The sequence below is a fragment of the Nostoc sp. FACHB-892 genome (assembly GCF_014698795.1).
Lineage (GTDB): Bacteria > Cyanobacteriota > Cyanobacteriia > Cyanobacteriales > Nostocaceae > Nostoc.
Map to the genome: position 1 here is coordinate 1 of NZ_JACJTR010000083.1, position 14,584 is coordinate 14,584.

Annotated in this window: 15 protein-coding genes; 9 read left to right on the plus strand and 6 right to left on the minus strand. The window is 40.2% G+C overall.

The window, feature by feature from the left end; translation table 11 throughout:
- The first annotated feature begins 1,494 nt into the window (after positions 1-1,494).
- Positions 1,495-1,773 (plus strand): hypothetical protein, encoded by a 279-nt coding sequence (locus H6G96_RS38125; protein WP_190919513.1) that lies wholly within the window; start codon positions 1,495-1,497, stop codon positions 1,771-1,773.
- Positions 1,774-2,611: 838 nt separating this feature from the next.
- On the opposite strand, the gene H6G96_RS38130 is transcribed toward H6G96_RS38125, so the two are convergent.
- The gene (locus H6G96_RS38130) at positions 2,612-2,989 is read right to left on the minus strand and encodes a hypothetical protein (protein WP_190919515.1); all 378 of its coding nucleotides are present in this window, start codon (positions 2,987-2,989) and stop codon (positions 2,612-2,614) included.
- A gap of 368 nt (positions 2,990-3,357) precedes the next feature.
- On the opposite strand from H6G96_RS38130, the gene H6G96_RS38135 reads away from it, so the two are divergent.
- Positions 3,358-3,504, plus strand: coding sequence for a hypothetical protein (locus H6G96_RS38135; protein WP_190919517.1), 147 nt, complete (start codon positions 3,358-3,360; stop codon positions 3,502-3,504).
- Positions 3,505-3,860: 356 nt separating this feature from the next.
- Here H6G96_RS38135 and H6G96_RS38140 read toward each other — a convergent pair whose 3' ends face one another.
- The 5 genes from H6G96_RS38140 to H6G96_RS38160 all read right to left on the minus strand — a co-directional run bounded on the left by H6G96_RS38140 (position 3,861) and on the right by H6G96_RS38160 (position 8,962).
- Complete coding sequence (locus H6G96_RS38140; RefSeq protein ID WP_190919519.1) at positions 3,861-6,956, minus strand: plasmid replication protein, CyRepA1 family; 3,096 nt, start codon at positions 6,954-6,956, stop codon at positions 3,861-3,863.
- Positions 6,953-7,624: a hypothetical protein gene (locus H6G96_RS38145; RefSeq protein WP_190919521.1), complete on the minus strand. Its 672-nt coding sequence runs from the start codon at positions 7,622-7,624 to the stop codon at positions 6,953-6,955. The genes H6G96_RS38140 and H6G96_RS38145 overlap by 4 nt, the downstream gene beginning before the upstream one ends.
- Before the next feature lie 521 nt (positions 7,625-8,145).
- Positions 8,146-8,541, minus strand: coding sequence for a hypothetical protein (locus H6G96_RS38150; protein WP_190919523.1), 396 nt, complete (start codon positions 8,539-8,541; stop codon positions 8,146-8,148).
- Positions 8,538-8,795: a hypothetical protein gene (locus H6G96_RS38155; protein WP_190919525.1), complete on the minus strand. Its 258-nt coding sequence runs from the start codon at positions 8,793-8,795 to the stop codon at positions 8,538-8,540. The genes H6G96_RS38150 and H6G96_RS38155 overlap by 4 nt, the downstream gene beginning before the upstream one ends.
- The gene (locus H6G96_RS38160; RefSeq protein ID WP_190919527.1) at positions 8,792-8,962 is read right to left on the minus strand and encodes a copy number control protein; all 171 of its coding nucleotides are present in this window, start codon (positions 8,960-8,962) and stop codon (positions 8,792-8,794) included. Before H6G96_RS38160 ends, H6G96_RS38155 begins: the two co-directional genes overlap by 4 nt.
- A 273-nt stretch (positions 8,963-9,235) precedes the next feature.
- Here H6G96_RS38160 and H6G96_RS38165 point away from each other — a divergent pair, with 273 nt between their 5' ends.
- From H6G96_RS38165 to H6G96_RS38195, 7 genes are all read left to right on the plus strand, one after another.
- Positions 9,236-9,604: a hypothetical protein gene (locus H6G96_RS38165; RefSeq protein WP_190919529.1), complete on the plus strand. Its 369-nt coding sequence runs from the start codon at positions 9,236-9,238 to the stop codon at positions 9,602-9,604.
- 3 nt (positions 9,605-9,607) lie between these two features.
- A complete protein-coding gene (locus H6G96_RS38170; protein WP_190919531.1) occupies positions 9,608-10,216 on the plus strand; it encodes a hypothetical protein in 609 nt (202 codons plus the stop codon).
- 67 nt (positions 10,217-10,283) lie between these two features.
- Positions 10,284-10,520 (plus strand): hypothetical protein, encoded by a 237-nt coding sequence (locus H6G96_RS38175; protein ID WP_242063605.1) that lies wholly within the window; start codon positions 10,284-10,286, stop codon positions 10,518-10,520.
- 122 nt (positions 10,521-10,642) lie between these two features.
- Positions 10,643-10,831 (plus strand): hypothetical protein, encoded by a 189-nt coding sequence (locus H6G96_RS38180; protein ID WP_190919532.1) that lies wholly within the window; start codon positions 10,643-10,645, stop codon positions 10,829-10,831.
- The gene (locus H6G96_RS38185; RefSeq protein WP_190919534.1) at positions 10,824-11,492 is read left to right on the plus strand and encodes a hypothetical protein; all 669 of its coding nucleotides are present in this window, start codon (positions 10,824-10,826) and stop codon (positions 11,490-11,492) included. Before H6G96_RS38180 ends, H6G96_RS38185 begins: the two co-directional genes overlap by 8 nt.
- Entirely contained in the window at positions 11,489-13,660 is a 2,172-nt protein-coding gene (locus tag H6G96_RS38190; protein ID WP_190919536.1) for a hypothetical protein, read from the plus strand. Before H6G96_RS38185 ends, H6G96_RS38190 begins: the two co-directional genes overlap by 4 nt.
- A gap of 114 nt (positions 13,661-13,774) precedes the next feature.
- Positions 13,775-14,311 carry a hypothetical protein gene (locus tag H6G96_RS38195; protein WP_190919538.1) on the plus strand — a complete coding sequence of 179 codons (537 nt, stop codon included), beginning with the start codon at positions 13,775-13,777 and terminating at the stop codon, positions 14,309-14,311.
- Positions 14,312-14,584: the final 273 nt, after the last annotated feature.

The following is a 14,584-nucleotide window of genomic DNA, read 5'->3' on the forward strand; positions in this document are numbered from 1 at the left end:
AACGTTGCCCTATTTCTTGTTGTTCCTTGACTTGCCCACTCGCCAGCCACCACAACATCTGTAACTTTTCTTTCTGGTTTCCCAAAGACGTTGTTTGTAGGCGTTTTTTTAGTTCCTCTTCGCTCTCAGCGATCTCAATCTTAAATGGGCGACTCATGGGTATGCTCACTTACCGAGTTTGTTTCTCCTTATTATATGTAGCTTCACATTAAATTGGTATAAGTTCTTACAGTTTTAAAAATGAAAGGACAATTAATAAACTTCAGTAGCATTGTTTAAAATATAGAACAACGTTTTATTAAAACGATAATTTCTGGATATCCAGAAAATTTTTAAATTACTGCCTTCTAAATAATTTAAAAAGGTTAATATGTGTCTTGCAGTGTAGTGTAATCATTTTATGCGAGATTAATAAAAATATTCTATATAACCTATAAATTTTTCTCAAACCACAATAACATATTTAAATTATGGCTTCAAAACTCTTACTACACAAGTGTTTCAATATTTCTTCTGAAATGTAACTAAGTTACTAATTCTTAAATATGCTATATTATGAATATATTGACAAAGTAGAAGCAAATAACCTTAAAAAGTTTAATATTATATCAGTTTCTAAGTTAAAAATCAAGGGTCTTTAAAGGGTTTTTAGCAAAACTTATTAATACTAATAAAAATAAAAACAATAGGTAAAATGGTTGTAATTAGTAGCTATTTCCTACTAAGATAATCATTAGTTCCATTTAAAAGGTGATTATTAGCGAGTTAAAATTCACAATTTTAACAGAGCTAGAAGTCGGCTTTTTATTAGCGGATGAAAGTAAAAAAAAGCTCCAAACCTATTTAGATGGTTGAAGCTTGCAATTTATTAGTGAGTTAATTTTACCATGAAAAACGAAGTTCATCCTCTCTATTGGCTTGTACTATTGATTTCAGGTTATATACCTCTGAATTCACCAAGGCACCTTTTCAAGCAGTATGCAGTGATTGAAAGCCTTGCTCACAAAGTAGTAATAGTAAGGTTTCCCGAAAAATTGCTGAAATTTGCTAACAATAATATTTGTGAGATAGAAGCGGGATTCAAAGGATATTTCAAATGTCAAGTTAACGTGCGATTAGTAGGTTACTAGCATTTAACTAGCCAGAGGTAAAACGCTGTAGGCTGTAGATCACAGGGTCTACAGTCTATATTTTTAGCAAAAACTAAGACGGAAATAGAAGTTGCTGAATCATAGAGTTTTCCAGTCCAAACCCACTTCAAAAGGGCACTAAACCTTGGTTAGTTATAGCCATGCGATCGCTGCCCCTAGTTGCCACAGTATCGTTACATAAACCTTTGCAGTGATTGTTATAGGCTGTTTGATATTTTTAGTGAGATTTCGGGATTAGTGAGATTTCGGGAAATGAGCGGATCACCACACTAGGGTTAAACAGGCGCACAGTAAGGGTTAAAACCGTATTATACGAGCGAAAATACATCTCAAATTTTTGGCGATGCCTTCGGCTGGCGTAGCCATCGCAGGGATTATATTTTTCCGAATGCGATCGCACCTTTTTCGGTGTCTGCCTATTCAATGTTTGCCGTATCCGCGAAGGCTGTACTTTGCTAGCAGTTTTGATTACAGTCTCAACGCCACACTAGCAGTATTTTGTTGCATCGACTCTGGCTTGACCACATCGGGTATTAGATTGGGGAGGGGGGAATGCAGGGAAGGCGATGCCTTCGGCGGCAAGCTACGCAGCCCACCAAAGCGACCTAAACACACTACATAATCAAGACAACCTAGAGAACGACGCTACAAAGTCTAGAACGATCTACACGCCCTTAAAGCCTTCCTGTAGATGGTGCAATGGTGTAGCAAGGCTGATAGATCGCACTCGCTACCGCAGACACAATCACCCACACCAATTTTCGGGAATCCTACAGCAATCACTATACATACCCCTAAAATCGCACTTCTTACGCCACTCGTGATTTAAGTGGGGCATTGAATATTGAAAATAAAGGGAAGGGAAAAGAGGCGATCGCCGGGAGACAATCTCTACACACCTATAAAAAGCGCTCCGGCTAGCAAGGACCGCAGTATTGCTGACAATAACCAAGCTTTACCAAACTAGGCAAACCTCCCTCAAGCTATCGCCAGTTCTGGCTTCTGAGGCTTTTGGGGGTTTGTAAAAGCCTACGATTCTTCCATTCCCGTTTTTGAAAAATCATTCCTTTCGTTTTGTACTGACACAACTTCCGCACCTAAAAAAGATAATTCTCCACAGCGATCGCTATAGAGAATTTTCAAGAATGAATATATAATTCTGGTGCTGCCTGGGAGTAATAGGCTAATCGTTATCCTGTAAACTGTCCTTAAAATTATTTATCAATTCCTGTAATTGGCGTATGTTGTTAGGCTTGATCGTTAGGGTGTAGGCTCGGTAGCGCTATTTTCTATAGCAATCTTAAATAATTTGTGAGAAATCAAAAGGCTGAAAAGCTTATAAAAACGTACTTTTACTTATCTGATTTTCTTACAGTTTAATTCGGATTGCTATATGTTCTATGTTCTTTGAGTTGTGTCAGTTAACCAAAACTCCCGACGGAATTAGGATAAATTATGGTTTAAATTACAATAACATTGCTGTTAATCGATGTATTCACTGGAAAAGCTTGTTCTGTGCTTTGGAGGGTAAAATTGGCGAATATCTCGTCGTTTCCAATATCTTCATCCAGCGTTCCAAGGGTCACTAATGCTTGAAAAGTGTTAATCCCTGCATTGGTAAAATTTTTAGTTGGAAAGAAGTACAAGTCATCATTTCCTCCGTTGAAGAAATTGCCATCTTCTCCAACTAGTTTAACTGCGAGTTGTAAATTAACCAGCCCCTGGCTAACAACAAAGTTTTCAAACGGAGTGAGTGTGACGTTGACCGTTGCAGTGACATTAGGATCTGAACCTGTAAGAAGATCTATTTGCAGTGTGGGATTAGATAAGCTTGCCATATTTACCTCTTGAACTACTTACATTCTCATATCAGCCCAAAACTCATATTTTTCGCAGAAGTTTCAGACTTATTACAAAAGTTTACATATAATTTTTTAAGTCACTGTGATTGCTACTTCTCCCACTCAGCAACTCCCTATCCACACAAGTAATATCCTATATCTGTGTACCAAATAGGTTAACGAACACAGTTGTTGGAAGTTGCGTGGTGATTTTAGTCCAGTAATCGCAAAAGCCCATCCATCAATGAAAAATCCCGTCCTCACAAGAGAGGCTACGGGCGACTAGGGGAATTATCAGTTATTGGGGAAGCGATCACGTTAACTCTGCTTAAGTACCTCAATGAAGACACCTCGACAGAACCTTAGTGGCAAGAAATAGAAAAACGCCAGTAGTAGATGAAGAATCGTTGAAAAATTCTCAAAGACATAGAAACATTGCGATCACGCTATGGTTAGTGGTGGCGACTAGGGTGAATATTTTTCTCAATGCGATCGCTACCATAATTGTCTAACTAGAATACTAGCCAATCCTGCAAATATTTTAGTTAGTCTGTGATAAGTTCATTAACCGGATGCAAGTCATTGGCCTTCGAGTCGTAATCATAAGGTTAATCACCACTAGCATCATCACAGATACGATTAACAAATGATTCTGCAAACGACATTGTTTCTGACTTATTGGAGAAACCCCTATTCCACGGCAGATCGGGTAATCCGTTCTTTGAAATGTGGTAGTAAATAAATCTGTAAAGCCACAATTGAGACGATTCCTCAAAAAGTAGTTCTATCACGAAGCCGCGCCAAAAATAACCCTCAGTAGGGACTCGATTGGAAATATGGGGTATGAGAATCATTTTGACCTATAAAATTACCTATCATCTATTATTGATGACTGAGTTATAATTTCTTCGCTTTCACCCAGCCCTTTATTTACACCATCAACCCCAAGATGTTGGTCTGAAACCTTACTCTCTTGCGGATCACCCTCATTATTTTGAATATATAAAACGCCAGGTGATCCAGTCTGACCCAAATCCTCCGTAAACTTAGAAGCTGTTTTGCGGGCCATGTGGCGGCGCTCAATAATAGACATTAACTTGTGCCAATGCTCTAGGTCTAAGCTATAAACACGAATTTTTTCCCCTTTATGCCCTGGCATTGAACGCGACCAACGGAATTTGATTTTTATCCCTAACTGTGAAAGTAATTGGTGGAGTAGTTGCACATCGCTAATTTTTTCGCTAGCTGTAAGCTTTAAAACTTGTTTGACTTCATCCCTGTGTTTACGAATTTTGTCAGCATAGGGCTTAAGGTCATAGCTAGTCCACTCTTTATTAGAATCAAGAAAATCATTTAAGCCTAAAACTTCTCTCAGTCGTCGGCGTAACTCACACAAAGAAATATCCCAAGGACAAACTGACTGACTCCATTTGGCTTGAATGCTAATACTGTCAATGGTTTTGCAGGTTGCTAGCTTCTGGTCAAGTTGGTATTCAAGACTGAGGATTTCACCTCGCCTCCTGCCTGACAAATCCCAAAGTATATCTTCTAGGGTGAGAGTTTCTAGCTTGTAAAAATCCTTCAGGTAGTACTTCTCTATGGCAAGTAATTCTTCAGGTTGTAAACCAATCTCAGAATCACGTTTTGTTTCTAAGATTTTTATCTCTGTATAATTTAAGTCAGGGGCAGCAAGTAATTCGTTTGCTTCAGTTACCGTTACTTCCTCTTTCATTTTCTTGAGTAAATCTTTTACTCCAGAGAGGGAACCTGATTCAAGAATTTGAATATTATGCCCTTCATATTGTAACCTGACAAAAAGTGCGTCCCTTAAATTCCACATTGAGAAATTTTGGTCAGCGCTAATCCGACAAAATAAATTAATGTGTGGATCTGATTGGTAATCAATCTTATCTAATTCATCTCCCCAAGTATCTTCTCTAAGGTTAGAGCGAATTAAACTGACAGTCGCATCTGTTCCACGTTTGAGGTCTGCTTTAACTTGTAAAGGATTAATGGAATCAGAAACCTTACAAAAGTTCCGTCCTCTCTCGGCGCACCAGATTACTCTTTCTACTGGCTCCCGAACTCTGGCTAAACCTTGAGCCATGTCAGCATCTATCAATGAAGTGCCATTGTAAATGCCATAAACCCTTTTTACTATTCCCTGACATTCAATGCTGATTCCAGTAGTACCACTAGGGGAGGAAATAACAATGTCATATTGTCCCTTTGCTATCTCAGCATCAGGAGTTTTCATGAAAGCACTTTCAGATATTCCTCCGCTGGTGTCTGAGTTAATCAGTAAAATTCTTTTCTCAGGAAAAAGCTTCTGAATTAATTTAGCTATATACTTGCTAAAACTTTTAGTATCTGTTTGCAGGAAAAGAATTTTCCCTTGTTCTAGCCGTTTAACATCTTCCAGAAAAATTCCAACGATAAATGAACGGTCAGAACATTTTAAAAATTTAGCATTATACGGCTGTGGCTTGTAATCATTATGAATTAGAAAGGCTGACTTTTCGCCTCGTACCTCACAGATATAATTTAAGACAGCATTATTCAGATCGGCATCAGCAATGATGATTCGACGTGCGACTCGAATTAATTCTCTAAATCTTGCTAGTAAGGCAGGACGTTTGCCATCTTGAGCGCAGGTTGAAGAGGTGAGCAAGTGCCGCACGACTTGTACGACTTCATCCAGTATCAGGTCACACCCCCTGAATTTTTCTGGATCAATTGCCAACAAAGCATCAATGCAAGCTCCGATCCTTAATGTATAGCCACTGCCACTGATAAAATCTCCGTTAACCTTGTCAAGGTCGCCTCGGTAATTAATGCCAAAGCGCTCACATAAATTACGCGTAAGAGCGATTCTATGAGTTGTAGCTAGAACTTTGTTTCTGTCAGCAATAACATTGCTTGTAAATTTTGTTTTACCTGTCCCTTTGGCTGAATGAATGCCGATTATCCCCTCATCTGGGAAATTTGCTATTTCCAGGCTGGATAAATCAGCTGTAGTCAATTTAATGTTGGCTGGATAGGTAAGTTGCCCTTCTAGCCGTTGTAAAATCTGCCAATGGTTGAGAGGCATTGCCTTTTCATAGGCATGGTCAAAGGCATCTGCTCCCTGAAGAACAATTAAATCATCAGCTCCCTTAGCTCCCTTCGCCCCATTCCAACGGATAATTTTTACTAAGCATCCAGTAGCAGATAGTAAACTGCCGAATTTATTTAGCGCTTGTTTAACTTGTCTTTTGGCCTTGAGCGACTCATCTTGGTCAAAGGCTAGAGAAATTTCTCTGCCACCTTTGGCAAACCTGACTACATCTGGGATTAAATATGGTTTTACAGGGAAACCATAGTCATCTTTACTACGGTAGCCACCATTGACTCCGTAGAGAGCGATCGCAACGTAACCATGCGATAACAAGCACAAAGCCTTTTTCCCACCTTCTGTAAAGATAATTGGAATTTCTGGATGTTCTTCCAACCAGTCCCAAAAACTCTCAAAAGGCGGCGGAACTTCTACCCCAAAATATGAAGCAATTTGTCTCCTGATTTGACGACTGACTGTCGGGCGATACGCTCGTAAACCAACACCTTTAGGAGTTTGATATTTCTGCTCTTTACCTTTTTTCTTGTCAATCCTGGGCTTGCTCAGTTTCGACTGCCAAGTGCTGCCGTCTTCATTCTTGAACAAAGCAGCATAAATATTCTCCTGCGCTTGATGTCCAAATCTGGTAAACCGCCAATTCAGAGCATCGTGGATCGGAGTCGCCGTAACTTCCCCCGTGTATGGGTCAAGCTCTAAGTCTGGAACAATTTCTATAGCTAAATTGTATGTTTCTATGTCAATTCCCGAACCATCAACAAATTCTGTGCGGATTTTCTCGGCGAATTTCTCAATGCCAGAATTAACCTGATTCTGTAACTCGTGGGATGATAACGCTATGCCGCTACTCATGCTGCCACCTCCCAACCACCAAATATTCCCGTAACGGGAATTCTTTTAAGCTCACAGAAAAGCGATCGCTTTAACTTTGGTGGTTTACACCTAAATTCACACAACTTAAGCCAAGCCCCCTTCCAACAAGGATTATGAAGGTTTTCATCGTTGGCAATAAATTGTTCACCCCTGAACACCATCCAGGGAGAAAGGTTGTTCAGGGGTGAACTTTTGAGTTCTGATTTCACTTTTATTTTTTGGCTGCGATCGCTGCCCACTAAAAACAGAACACCAATAATAATTTCGGTGGGCGACGGCGATCGCACCAATTTCTCTATTTTTGCTAGGGTTATAGCAACCCGACAAAACCTCCCTAAACCTCTTATGCAGTAAAGTTTTCGAGGCTTTGGAAGGTTTAAAAACCCCCCTTTAGATTTTAAATTTACGATGGCTAAGAATTTCCAGCCCTGGCTGCGAACCATTGAGATTACCAATTTGGGAATGGTTTTTAACTCAGATTCCAGCGATCGTCTCAATCTTTCTATTTTTAGTGAGGTAGCAGCAAACTCCCACAACCTACCTGAAGCTATTGCCCAGTAAGGCGTGTGAGGCTTTTCAGGGTTGCGGAGATTTGCAAAAACCCCATATTCTCGATTTTGGGTTGATTTTTTCGTTTTTTGATTCACAATCGGCTCCTCAGTACTAAATCTGGGAGCTGACTGCCCAAAACTAAGCCAAAATCATAATCATGATTTTGCTAAACAATGATTTTTGGCTTATTATTTAGAAAGTACTTGGGCAGTTTCGGCTCCCAAAGCAGAGCGGCTGGACTTCCTTCGAAACTTTTAGATAACCTACGTCGCCAAACATCGGATAATCTATAAGCTTGTGAAACCAGTTACGCTCTGAGAAATTCAACTAAATCGCTACAATAACATTTTCAGTTTCGTGGTTTGCCCCTCCTGAGCATCATACGAGCTACATCCGATTATACTTGTGCAGAGTGACGAATTATTTGACCGCAGTGACAAATTATAAATTAAGTTCTTCATCTCTGTAAGCTTTACTGTCAGGGTATCTAATTTTTAGGATTTTTGATATCAAGTTGTAGAAATCCATTGAATAGGCGATGCAGAAGGATTTAGATTGGTGACAAATGATTTGTCGTTATGGTCAAATAATTTGTGGCTCTACACTTGTTTTCATGCTATTCATTTCGCTTTATTAGTTGTTCTAAAATTCTTTCTAATCTATCTACAGCAGCGTTAGTTGATGCAAGACTTGCCTCTAATCTGGCTTGATTTTCGTCTAGTCTGAGAACTACGCCGTCTAATACAGAATTTCTAGCTTTTGTTGTTTCGATAAAATCTGTAGTTGTATCAACAAAATTATCAATTTTTGTAGACAAGTTATCAACTTTTTCACCTATAGATTGAACGGTTACAGCTAAACCATCAAGCTGTCTTTGGGTCAAGTCTTGGCGTTCAACAAGTCGGTCAAGCCTACCGTTGGCTGATTCAGCGTATCTAGCTGTAGATACTAAAAGCTGTTTTACAGTTTCTAGTTCATTTTCAACATTGTCCAATCGTTGTGCGTTAGTCATTGCCCTGCCTCAATCATCTTGGCGATCGCCTCTTTATCAAAACAGTCTAGATAACTTACCAGTTCTCGAAATTGCTGATATTTTTCCTCAGCATAGCTATCTGGTGTAAAGCCCAGAACTTCACAAAATTTAAAATAGTCAGCCCGCCAATTAAAATTATTTAGTGCAGTAGTAAAACTTTCTACTGCCTCTAATGCCTCTGGCGATACCTCTGGTTTTTCTGTCTCGTAGGCCCCTCCTAGTGCTTCGGTCATAGCACTCCCTTGCCTTGGCTTGATTCACGTTCCGCCACATAGTCTTTAATAAAATTCAGTAAAACATCTCTCATGTTTTTTCCTTCTCTGGCTACGACTGACTTGAACTGATTTCTTAGTTCGTCAGGCATTTCTACTCGAATAGCAACAATTTTGGTTTCATCCATATAACAAATTTAAGCCTGTAGTGCCTATATTTTTGCACTTCATGCCTTAATACCGCTATGGGATGAAATAAATTTACTTGCCTAGTATGCACTATATGCTATATTGCAAACTATTGCAATCGATCAACAATAAGCCACTAATTAGCTTCCTACGAGTAGCCCAGAGACTTACACAGTAAGGGGTTTAACGATTAGGAGCGACATTGTGATGTGTACTTATTCTGATTACTAGCTAGTTAATATCTGATTCACATTGATTACTGTAGTGAACCCATGAAACCTAGACGGAGCAAGCATTCTACAGATTTAGACTCATTTCTTGATTTTCCATCGACCAAGACATATTTAGCAGAGGTCTTGGGTGTTAGCCGTTCTACTTTGGTCACTTGGGAAAATTTAGCCTTCTGGAGAATCCCCAGCTTCAGGGACGCTTACCCCAAAAACCACGATGGCAGTTACGACCGGGAATCACCTTTATCACCCTATCAAGCATGGGTTTTAGGCAGAATAGGGCGGCTAATGGCTCAACTACGACGCGGCGAACGGGTAAAGCAGTACATCACCAAAAACCCGAATGATTTTTCTAGATACCGCTATCAGCAAGCATTCCAGCAATTACAAAAACTACAAAAGGGAGCGTAAATCATGGCAGCACGAAAGAGAACCACAGCGCCAATACAAGACACAGTAAGCATTCATGATGCTTGTCTAAAATACATGACTACAGAACAAGGTTTGAGACTGGCTTTAAGCCATGTTCGCCCAGATGATTTTGATACTGTCAAGGCAGTTTCAGAAGCAGACTTAGAAGCGATCGCCTCCCACTTCCAGCCACAATTACCCGAAACTTCTCCACAGCAAGAGATTGAATCAGCTACAGAACAGCAACAGAATTCTCTTTCCCTGCCCCAGCAAGAGCGACATTTAATAGCGCCTACCCAATCCCCAATACCTAACGCCCAACTAACGCTAATTGACCAGTTAGCGAAACAGGCATCTGAGGAGATAGCAGCAGTGGACGCGATCGCACAAGTTAAGAACCAACTGATTTTAAATAATTTGGCTGTGCGAGATGCCGAACTAGTAGAGGGTATAAATCAGCACTGGCAACATCAAAAGCAAGGATATTTGGGAGCAATTAGAGATTTGGTCAGTAAGGCTTTAGAACCTGTAGCAATTACCCCAGACACTACAGACTTACCCGCAGAAGTTGACCAAATCATCGCTGAATTAGCAAAAAAGCTAGTCGCGTGAGAGCGATCAACATCCTGTTATCTCCCCTCGACTTTCTTAACTGGTTATTAGAAAGAGTACTAAGTCCATGACTTTTACAATTTCCGGCACTGAACCAGAAGTAAATATGAGCGCTAATTCCTTGCCTGAGTTAGTTTCTCAAGCACAAGAATTACTCTTACAAATTCGCCAACATCCACAGTTTAAAGGCTTGCGCTTTGATTGTGATGTAGCGATCGGTGAGGTAAAGCAATATTTCAACTATCTGGAATGGGCTGCTACTGCTGATTTAGAGGTATCTAGGTTTGAAGGTTTTACAGAATGAACGGGTGATAAAAAAGCGGGGAATGATGACATCCCCGCGTACTTGTAAAATCCCGTTTCTGGGAATGTGTCTTTAATTACCCAGCAATTATCCCATATCCCTACTCATCTCAAAAAAGGTTTATGGATGACTTAAATAGCCAAATTCACGATGCAAAGACGGACGAAACAGAGCTAAGTCTTGTCCTCAAGAAATATGACTTAGATGAGGAATTAGCTCTTGAGTTTAGCGAAATAGATAAAGCATTTCAGCAATTGCAAATTAAATATCAATCCCTACTAAACACCAGAAAATTTTTCAACAATGGCTAAAATTGACACTACAAAAGCAGCAGCCCAAGCTGTAGCAGAAAAGCTGGCAGGACGTAAACAAAACTCGACATCTAGCACTAACTCCACATCTGCGACATCACCTGCCAGCATTCCCATAGATAGCCGCATCCCTGGCTTACTAACTGTCACCCCTGACTTAGTACCGGGAATGATGCCACCATTCCAGCCCAATCAATACCATATTTCAGATCCGCTAAATCCTCCTGAAACTCTTCCACAGGCAACTCAAAGCCAGCTAGATAAAGGTATGAAAATCTATGAAGGTGCAACGCGATCGCTCAAATTGACAGGAGCAGCGCTTGACCTAACACGCGAGAAATTTACTGTAATTGGTAAACACTCAAAGGCTTTTGGTGCAGGCATCCAAGCAGCTACCGAGATTGAGAGAGTTAAGGGGAATTATTTGGATTACCTTAATCAAAAAGAAGTAACTACCCAAAAATCAGTTTCTTTAGATGTCAGTCAAGTAAAGACGATCGCTGATACGAATATCTCGGTTTATAGCAAAGATGAACTAAACCAAAAACTGGTTCTTGCAGAAATTAAAGCAGAGGAATTGCGACTCAAAACAATTGAGTCAGAGGGAAAGTTGACAAGCTTTAAGGCACAGTTAGGCGATTATATAAATTTAAAATCATGAAACCAATACACGGGTTAGGAGTTGGTGTATTTGGCTTGTGTACTGGTTTGGCAATTGCTTCTGGGGGGTTCACCAACGGTACAGCGAAGTTAATCTCTATCCTTGGTATGGGAGCATTCCCAGCAAGTTTTATTACTTACTTTATCGCTGATACTAAATCACAGAGATTGTTAAACGATGCCGAAAGTAAGAATGAACAAGCAGGTCAAACACTGCATAAAGTCACCAGGGAATTTGAAAGGAGCAAATCCAGGCTGTCCACTGCCAATAGCCAAATAGAATCTCTGAAAGATGAACTCAAAGAAGCCAGAAATACCATCAACTCATTAGGTCACAGCAAGCTAGAAAACACGGGTTTAATAGCTCAACTGCAAGCCAAGTTGAATCAAGCGTTTACCCAGTCACAGCAAGATAAACAACGCATTGAATATCTAGAAAGTGAGACTGAGCAATGGGAGTTTAATTTCAATTCACTTGTAGAAACGGAAGCCAACAAACGTTTTCAGGTTGCTAAGTCTCAGGAGTTAGAGAAAATTTATACTGAACATGACTTGATAACCAGTGAAGCTATGCAGTTATTTAGACGGCTGCAATCATGGTCGGAGAAGGTTGCTCATGGTCATCAAAGTAAAGCTGAAATTATCAAGAGTTTAGCCAGTAGCTACAACAAAAATTTAGATGAGGTTGGGGAGGCGATCGCACATGAGCGCCAAAATTATCTAGAACAAATCGAACTACTGAATGAGCGTGTAGGACAGTTACAGCAGCAATTGCAAGGCGATTTAATAGAACCCGTGTATGGTGACTTTGGATTTGATGTCAACGGTAAAATAGCAAATGAAATAGCGCGTACTCTCTTTAGTGATATCAGTCTGGCTTTGAGCGTTAAAGGCTTTCAGGTGAAGCCTGACGGTGTTGTAGATGTGGGTTATGGATATTCGCGTTATGTGCATTCTAAAGCCGTTGTAGAGGCGATTTTAAAGCACTCTGGGATAATTGCTAAAAAGCTAGGATTATTCAAAATTACTTCTGTCAGGAAGTTGGAAGTAACCGACTGTATTGTGGTCAGCTACCGGATGGAGCCAGCTGTCAAAGCAGATGAAATTAAGCTGATGGTTGGAACTCCTGACGAATTTATCAACTATGTAGTCAGTCACCCTATCCGATATCGGCTGATCGCAGATCCAGGCATTGGTAAAACTCCAACAAGCGCGGTGATGATTAGCGAAATCGTTAAAGCTGGATGCACTCGCGGCAATACTGGCAAAGGCGAGAAAGTGCCTCACACTCTGGTTACGGTATCTTACCCCGGTGCTGTTGGTTCACTCAAGGATAGCGATTATCCATTAGAGCATTTCCTTAAATATGGTGATACCACAGCCGCGATTAAATCCTTTGATGATTGTTTGGATGACGGGAATTTCAGAGTTAAAAACCCAGCATTCGCTGCTAACTTCTTTCAAATTTGGGTATGGGATGAACTTGATAACACCTTAAATTCTTGCAGTGAGCCATACAAAGCAGGGCAAAATCTTAAGAAAATTCTCAAACAGTTTGGTCATAATAATGTCGGTTGGATCGTGTCTGGGCAGTCCGTGATGACCAGACAAATTCCAGGCTTTACCAATGATGATAGGTCACTCTTTACCGAGATAATCATTGGCATTCCCAAAATCAGACATTACCTAAATACTTACGGTAAAGGGAAAAACAGCGACTCTAACTTGGCTAAGTTGACTCGCAATTTAGACGCTATCGAAGAATACATTGACCATAAGAATGAGTTAGTAACCGACGATGCCAGATTATTAAGAGTAGCCTTAGTAGTCGATTCTCGCTCACCTAAGCTTTACTTTTTACCTAATCTAGATAAAATCAGTTTTAACTATCAAGAAATAGAGGAGACAAAGCGATTGGCAAGGGTTGCCAAAGCTTCTGGCACGATGTGTAACACTCTGGTAAACGAAAGCTCAAAGCATGACACAGCAAGCACTGGCACAATGGCAGCGTTGCCACCAATTTCGATTATAGGGGGTAGCCACCAATCTGGCACGAATCCCCACTGCCCCCACTGTGGGAGCGCAATTTTAAAGCTACAAAACGATGAGAGATATCGCTGCCTAGACTGTAAAAAGCGTACTGTTAGCAATAAAATAATCTGGAAATAAATCTATTGATTTTGATAAAAATCCGACAATTCTCTTTCAGTCCAGAAATAACCAATAGCCAAAATTTATTTAATATCAGCAACTAGCTGTGTGCGTTTGCATTCCAATAACAAGATGACTAAAACACCAAGACCTACTTCAACTATGAGTGAGTTGGCTTATCAAAAAGGCTATTCTCAAGCGATGGAGGATTATGCACTCACCAAGTTCTTAGAAACACTAAAACAGGTATATCCTATCCTGACTACATCAGAGTCTACTTTAATTGCTGCCTTACTGATAAAACAGTCATTAGAAGCGATTGATTTTGAACTTGTCAGCAATTATCTCCATAGCATTCGTGCCGCATATTCAGTTGATGCCTTTACCTCTCCCATCACATTGGAATATCCTCAATCCTTGCAGCTTCCTAATCTATTAGAAATCCCAGCACCGTACTATGCGATTGGGGATAGAGTTCGCTTAACTCCAATTGATGGCGCTACTGAATGGGGAACATTAATTGGTTATTACCTCTGCTACGCTGCTCATCGTTGCCAATGGGTGTACCGTTATATTCTTTTTTTAGATCAAAGCTCAACTAGTGCTGCTTGGGTAAAAGCAACTTTTGCCTGGGAAGATGAGGTCGAATGCCTATTGGGTAAGGCTTAATGAGTAGTCCTAAATTACCTCGACCTTTAACTTACCTTCAATTAAAACGACTAATACCAATTTAATGTGAAGCTACATATAATAAGGAGAAACAAACTCGGTAAGTGAGCATACCCATGAGTCGCCCATTTAAGATTGAGATCGCCGAGAGCGAAGAGGAACTAAAAAAACGCCTACAAACAACGTCTTTGGGAAACCAGAAAGAAAAGTTACAGATGTTGTGGTGGCTGGCGAGTGGGCAAGTCAAGGAACAACAAGAAATAGGGCAACGTT

Excerpts from the sequence above, each read along its gene's own strand:
- H6G96_RS38125 (WP_190919513.1), top strand. The coding sequence starts at position 1,495 with ATGCCTTCGGCTGGCGTAGCCATCGCAGGGATTATATTTTTCCGAATG.
- H6G96_RS38130 (WP_190919515.1), bottom strand. The coding sequence starts at position 2,989 with ATGGCAAGCTTATCTAATCCCACACTGCAAATAGATCTTCTTACAGGT.
- H6G96_RS38140 (WP_190919519.1), bottom strand. The coding sequence starts at position 6,956 with ATGAGTAGCGGCATAGCGTTATCATCCCACGAGTTACAGAATCAGGTT.
- H6G96_RS38150 (WP_190919523.1), bottom strand. The coding sequence starts at position 8,541 with ATGACTAACGCACAACGATTGGACAATGTTGAAAATGAACTAGAAACT.
- H6G96_RS38155 (WP_190919525.1), bottom strand. The coding sequence starts at position 8,795 with ATGACCGAAGCACTAGGAGGGGCCTACGAGACAGAAAAACCAGAGGTA.
- H6G96_RS38160 (WP_190919527.1), bottom strand. The coding sequence starts at position 8,962 with ATGGATGAAACCAAAATTGTTGCTATTCGAGTAGAAATGCCTGACGAA.
- H6G96_RS38165 (WP_190919529.1), top strand. The coding sequence starts at position 9,236 with ATGAAACCTAGACGGAGCAAGCATTCTACAGATTTAGACTCATTTCTT.
- H6G96_RS38170 (WP_190919531.1), top strand. The coding sequence starts at position 9,608 with ATGGCAGCACGAAAGAGAACCACAGCGCCAATACAAGACACAGTAAGC.
- H6G96_RS38175 (WP_242063605.1), top strand. The coding sequence starts at position 10,284 with ATGACTTTTACAATTTCCGGCACTGAACCAGAAGTAAATATGAGCGCT.
- H6G96_RS38180 (WP_190919532.1), top strand. The coding sequence starts at position 10,643 with ATGGATGACTTAAATAGCCAAATTCACGATGCAAAGACGGACGAAACA.
- H6G96_RS38185 (WP_190919534.1), top strand. The coding sequence starts at position 10,824 with ATGGCTAAAATTGACACTACAAAAGCAGCAGCCCAAGCTGTAGCAGAA.
- H6G96_RS38190 (WP_190919536.1), top strand. The coding sequence starts at position 11,489 with ATGAAACCAATACACGGGTTAGGAGTTGGTGTATTTGGCTTGTGTACT.
- H6G96_RS38195 (WP_190919538.1), top strand. The coding sequence starts at position 13,775 with ATGACTAAAACACCAAGACCTACTTCAACTATGAGTGAGTTGGCTTAT.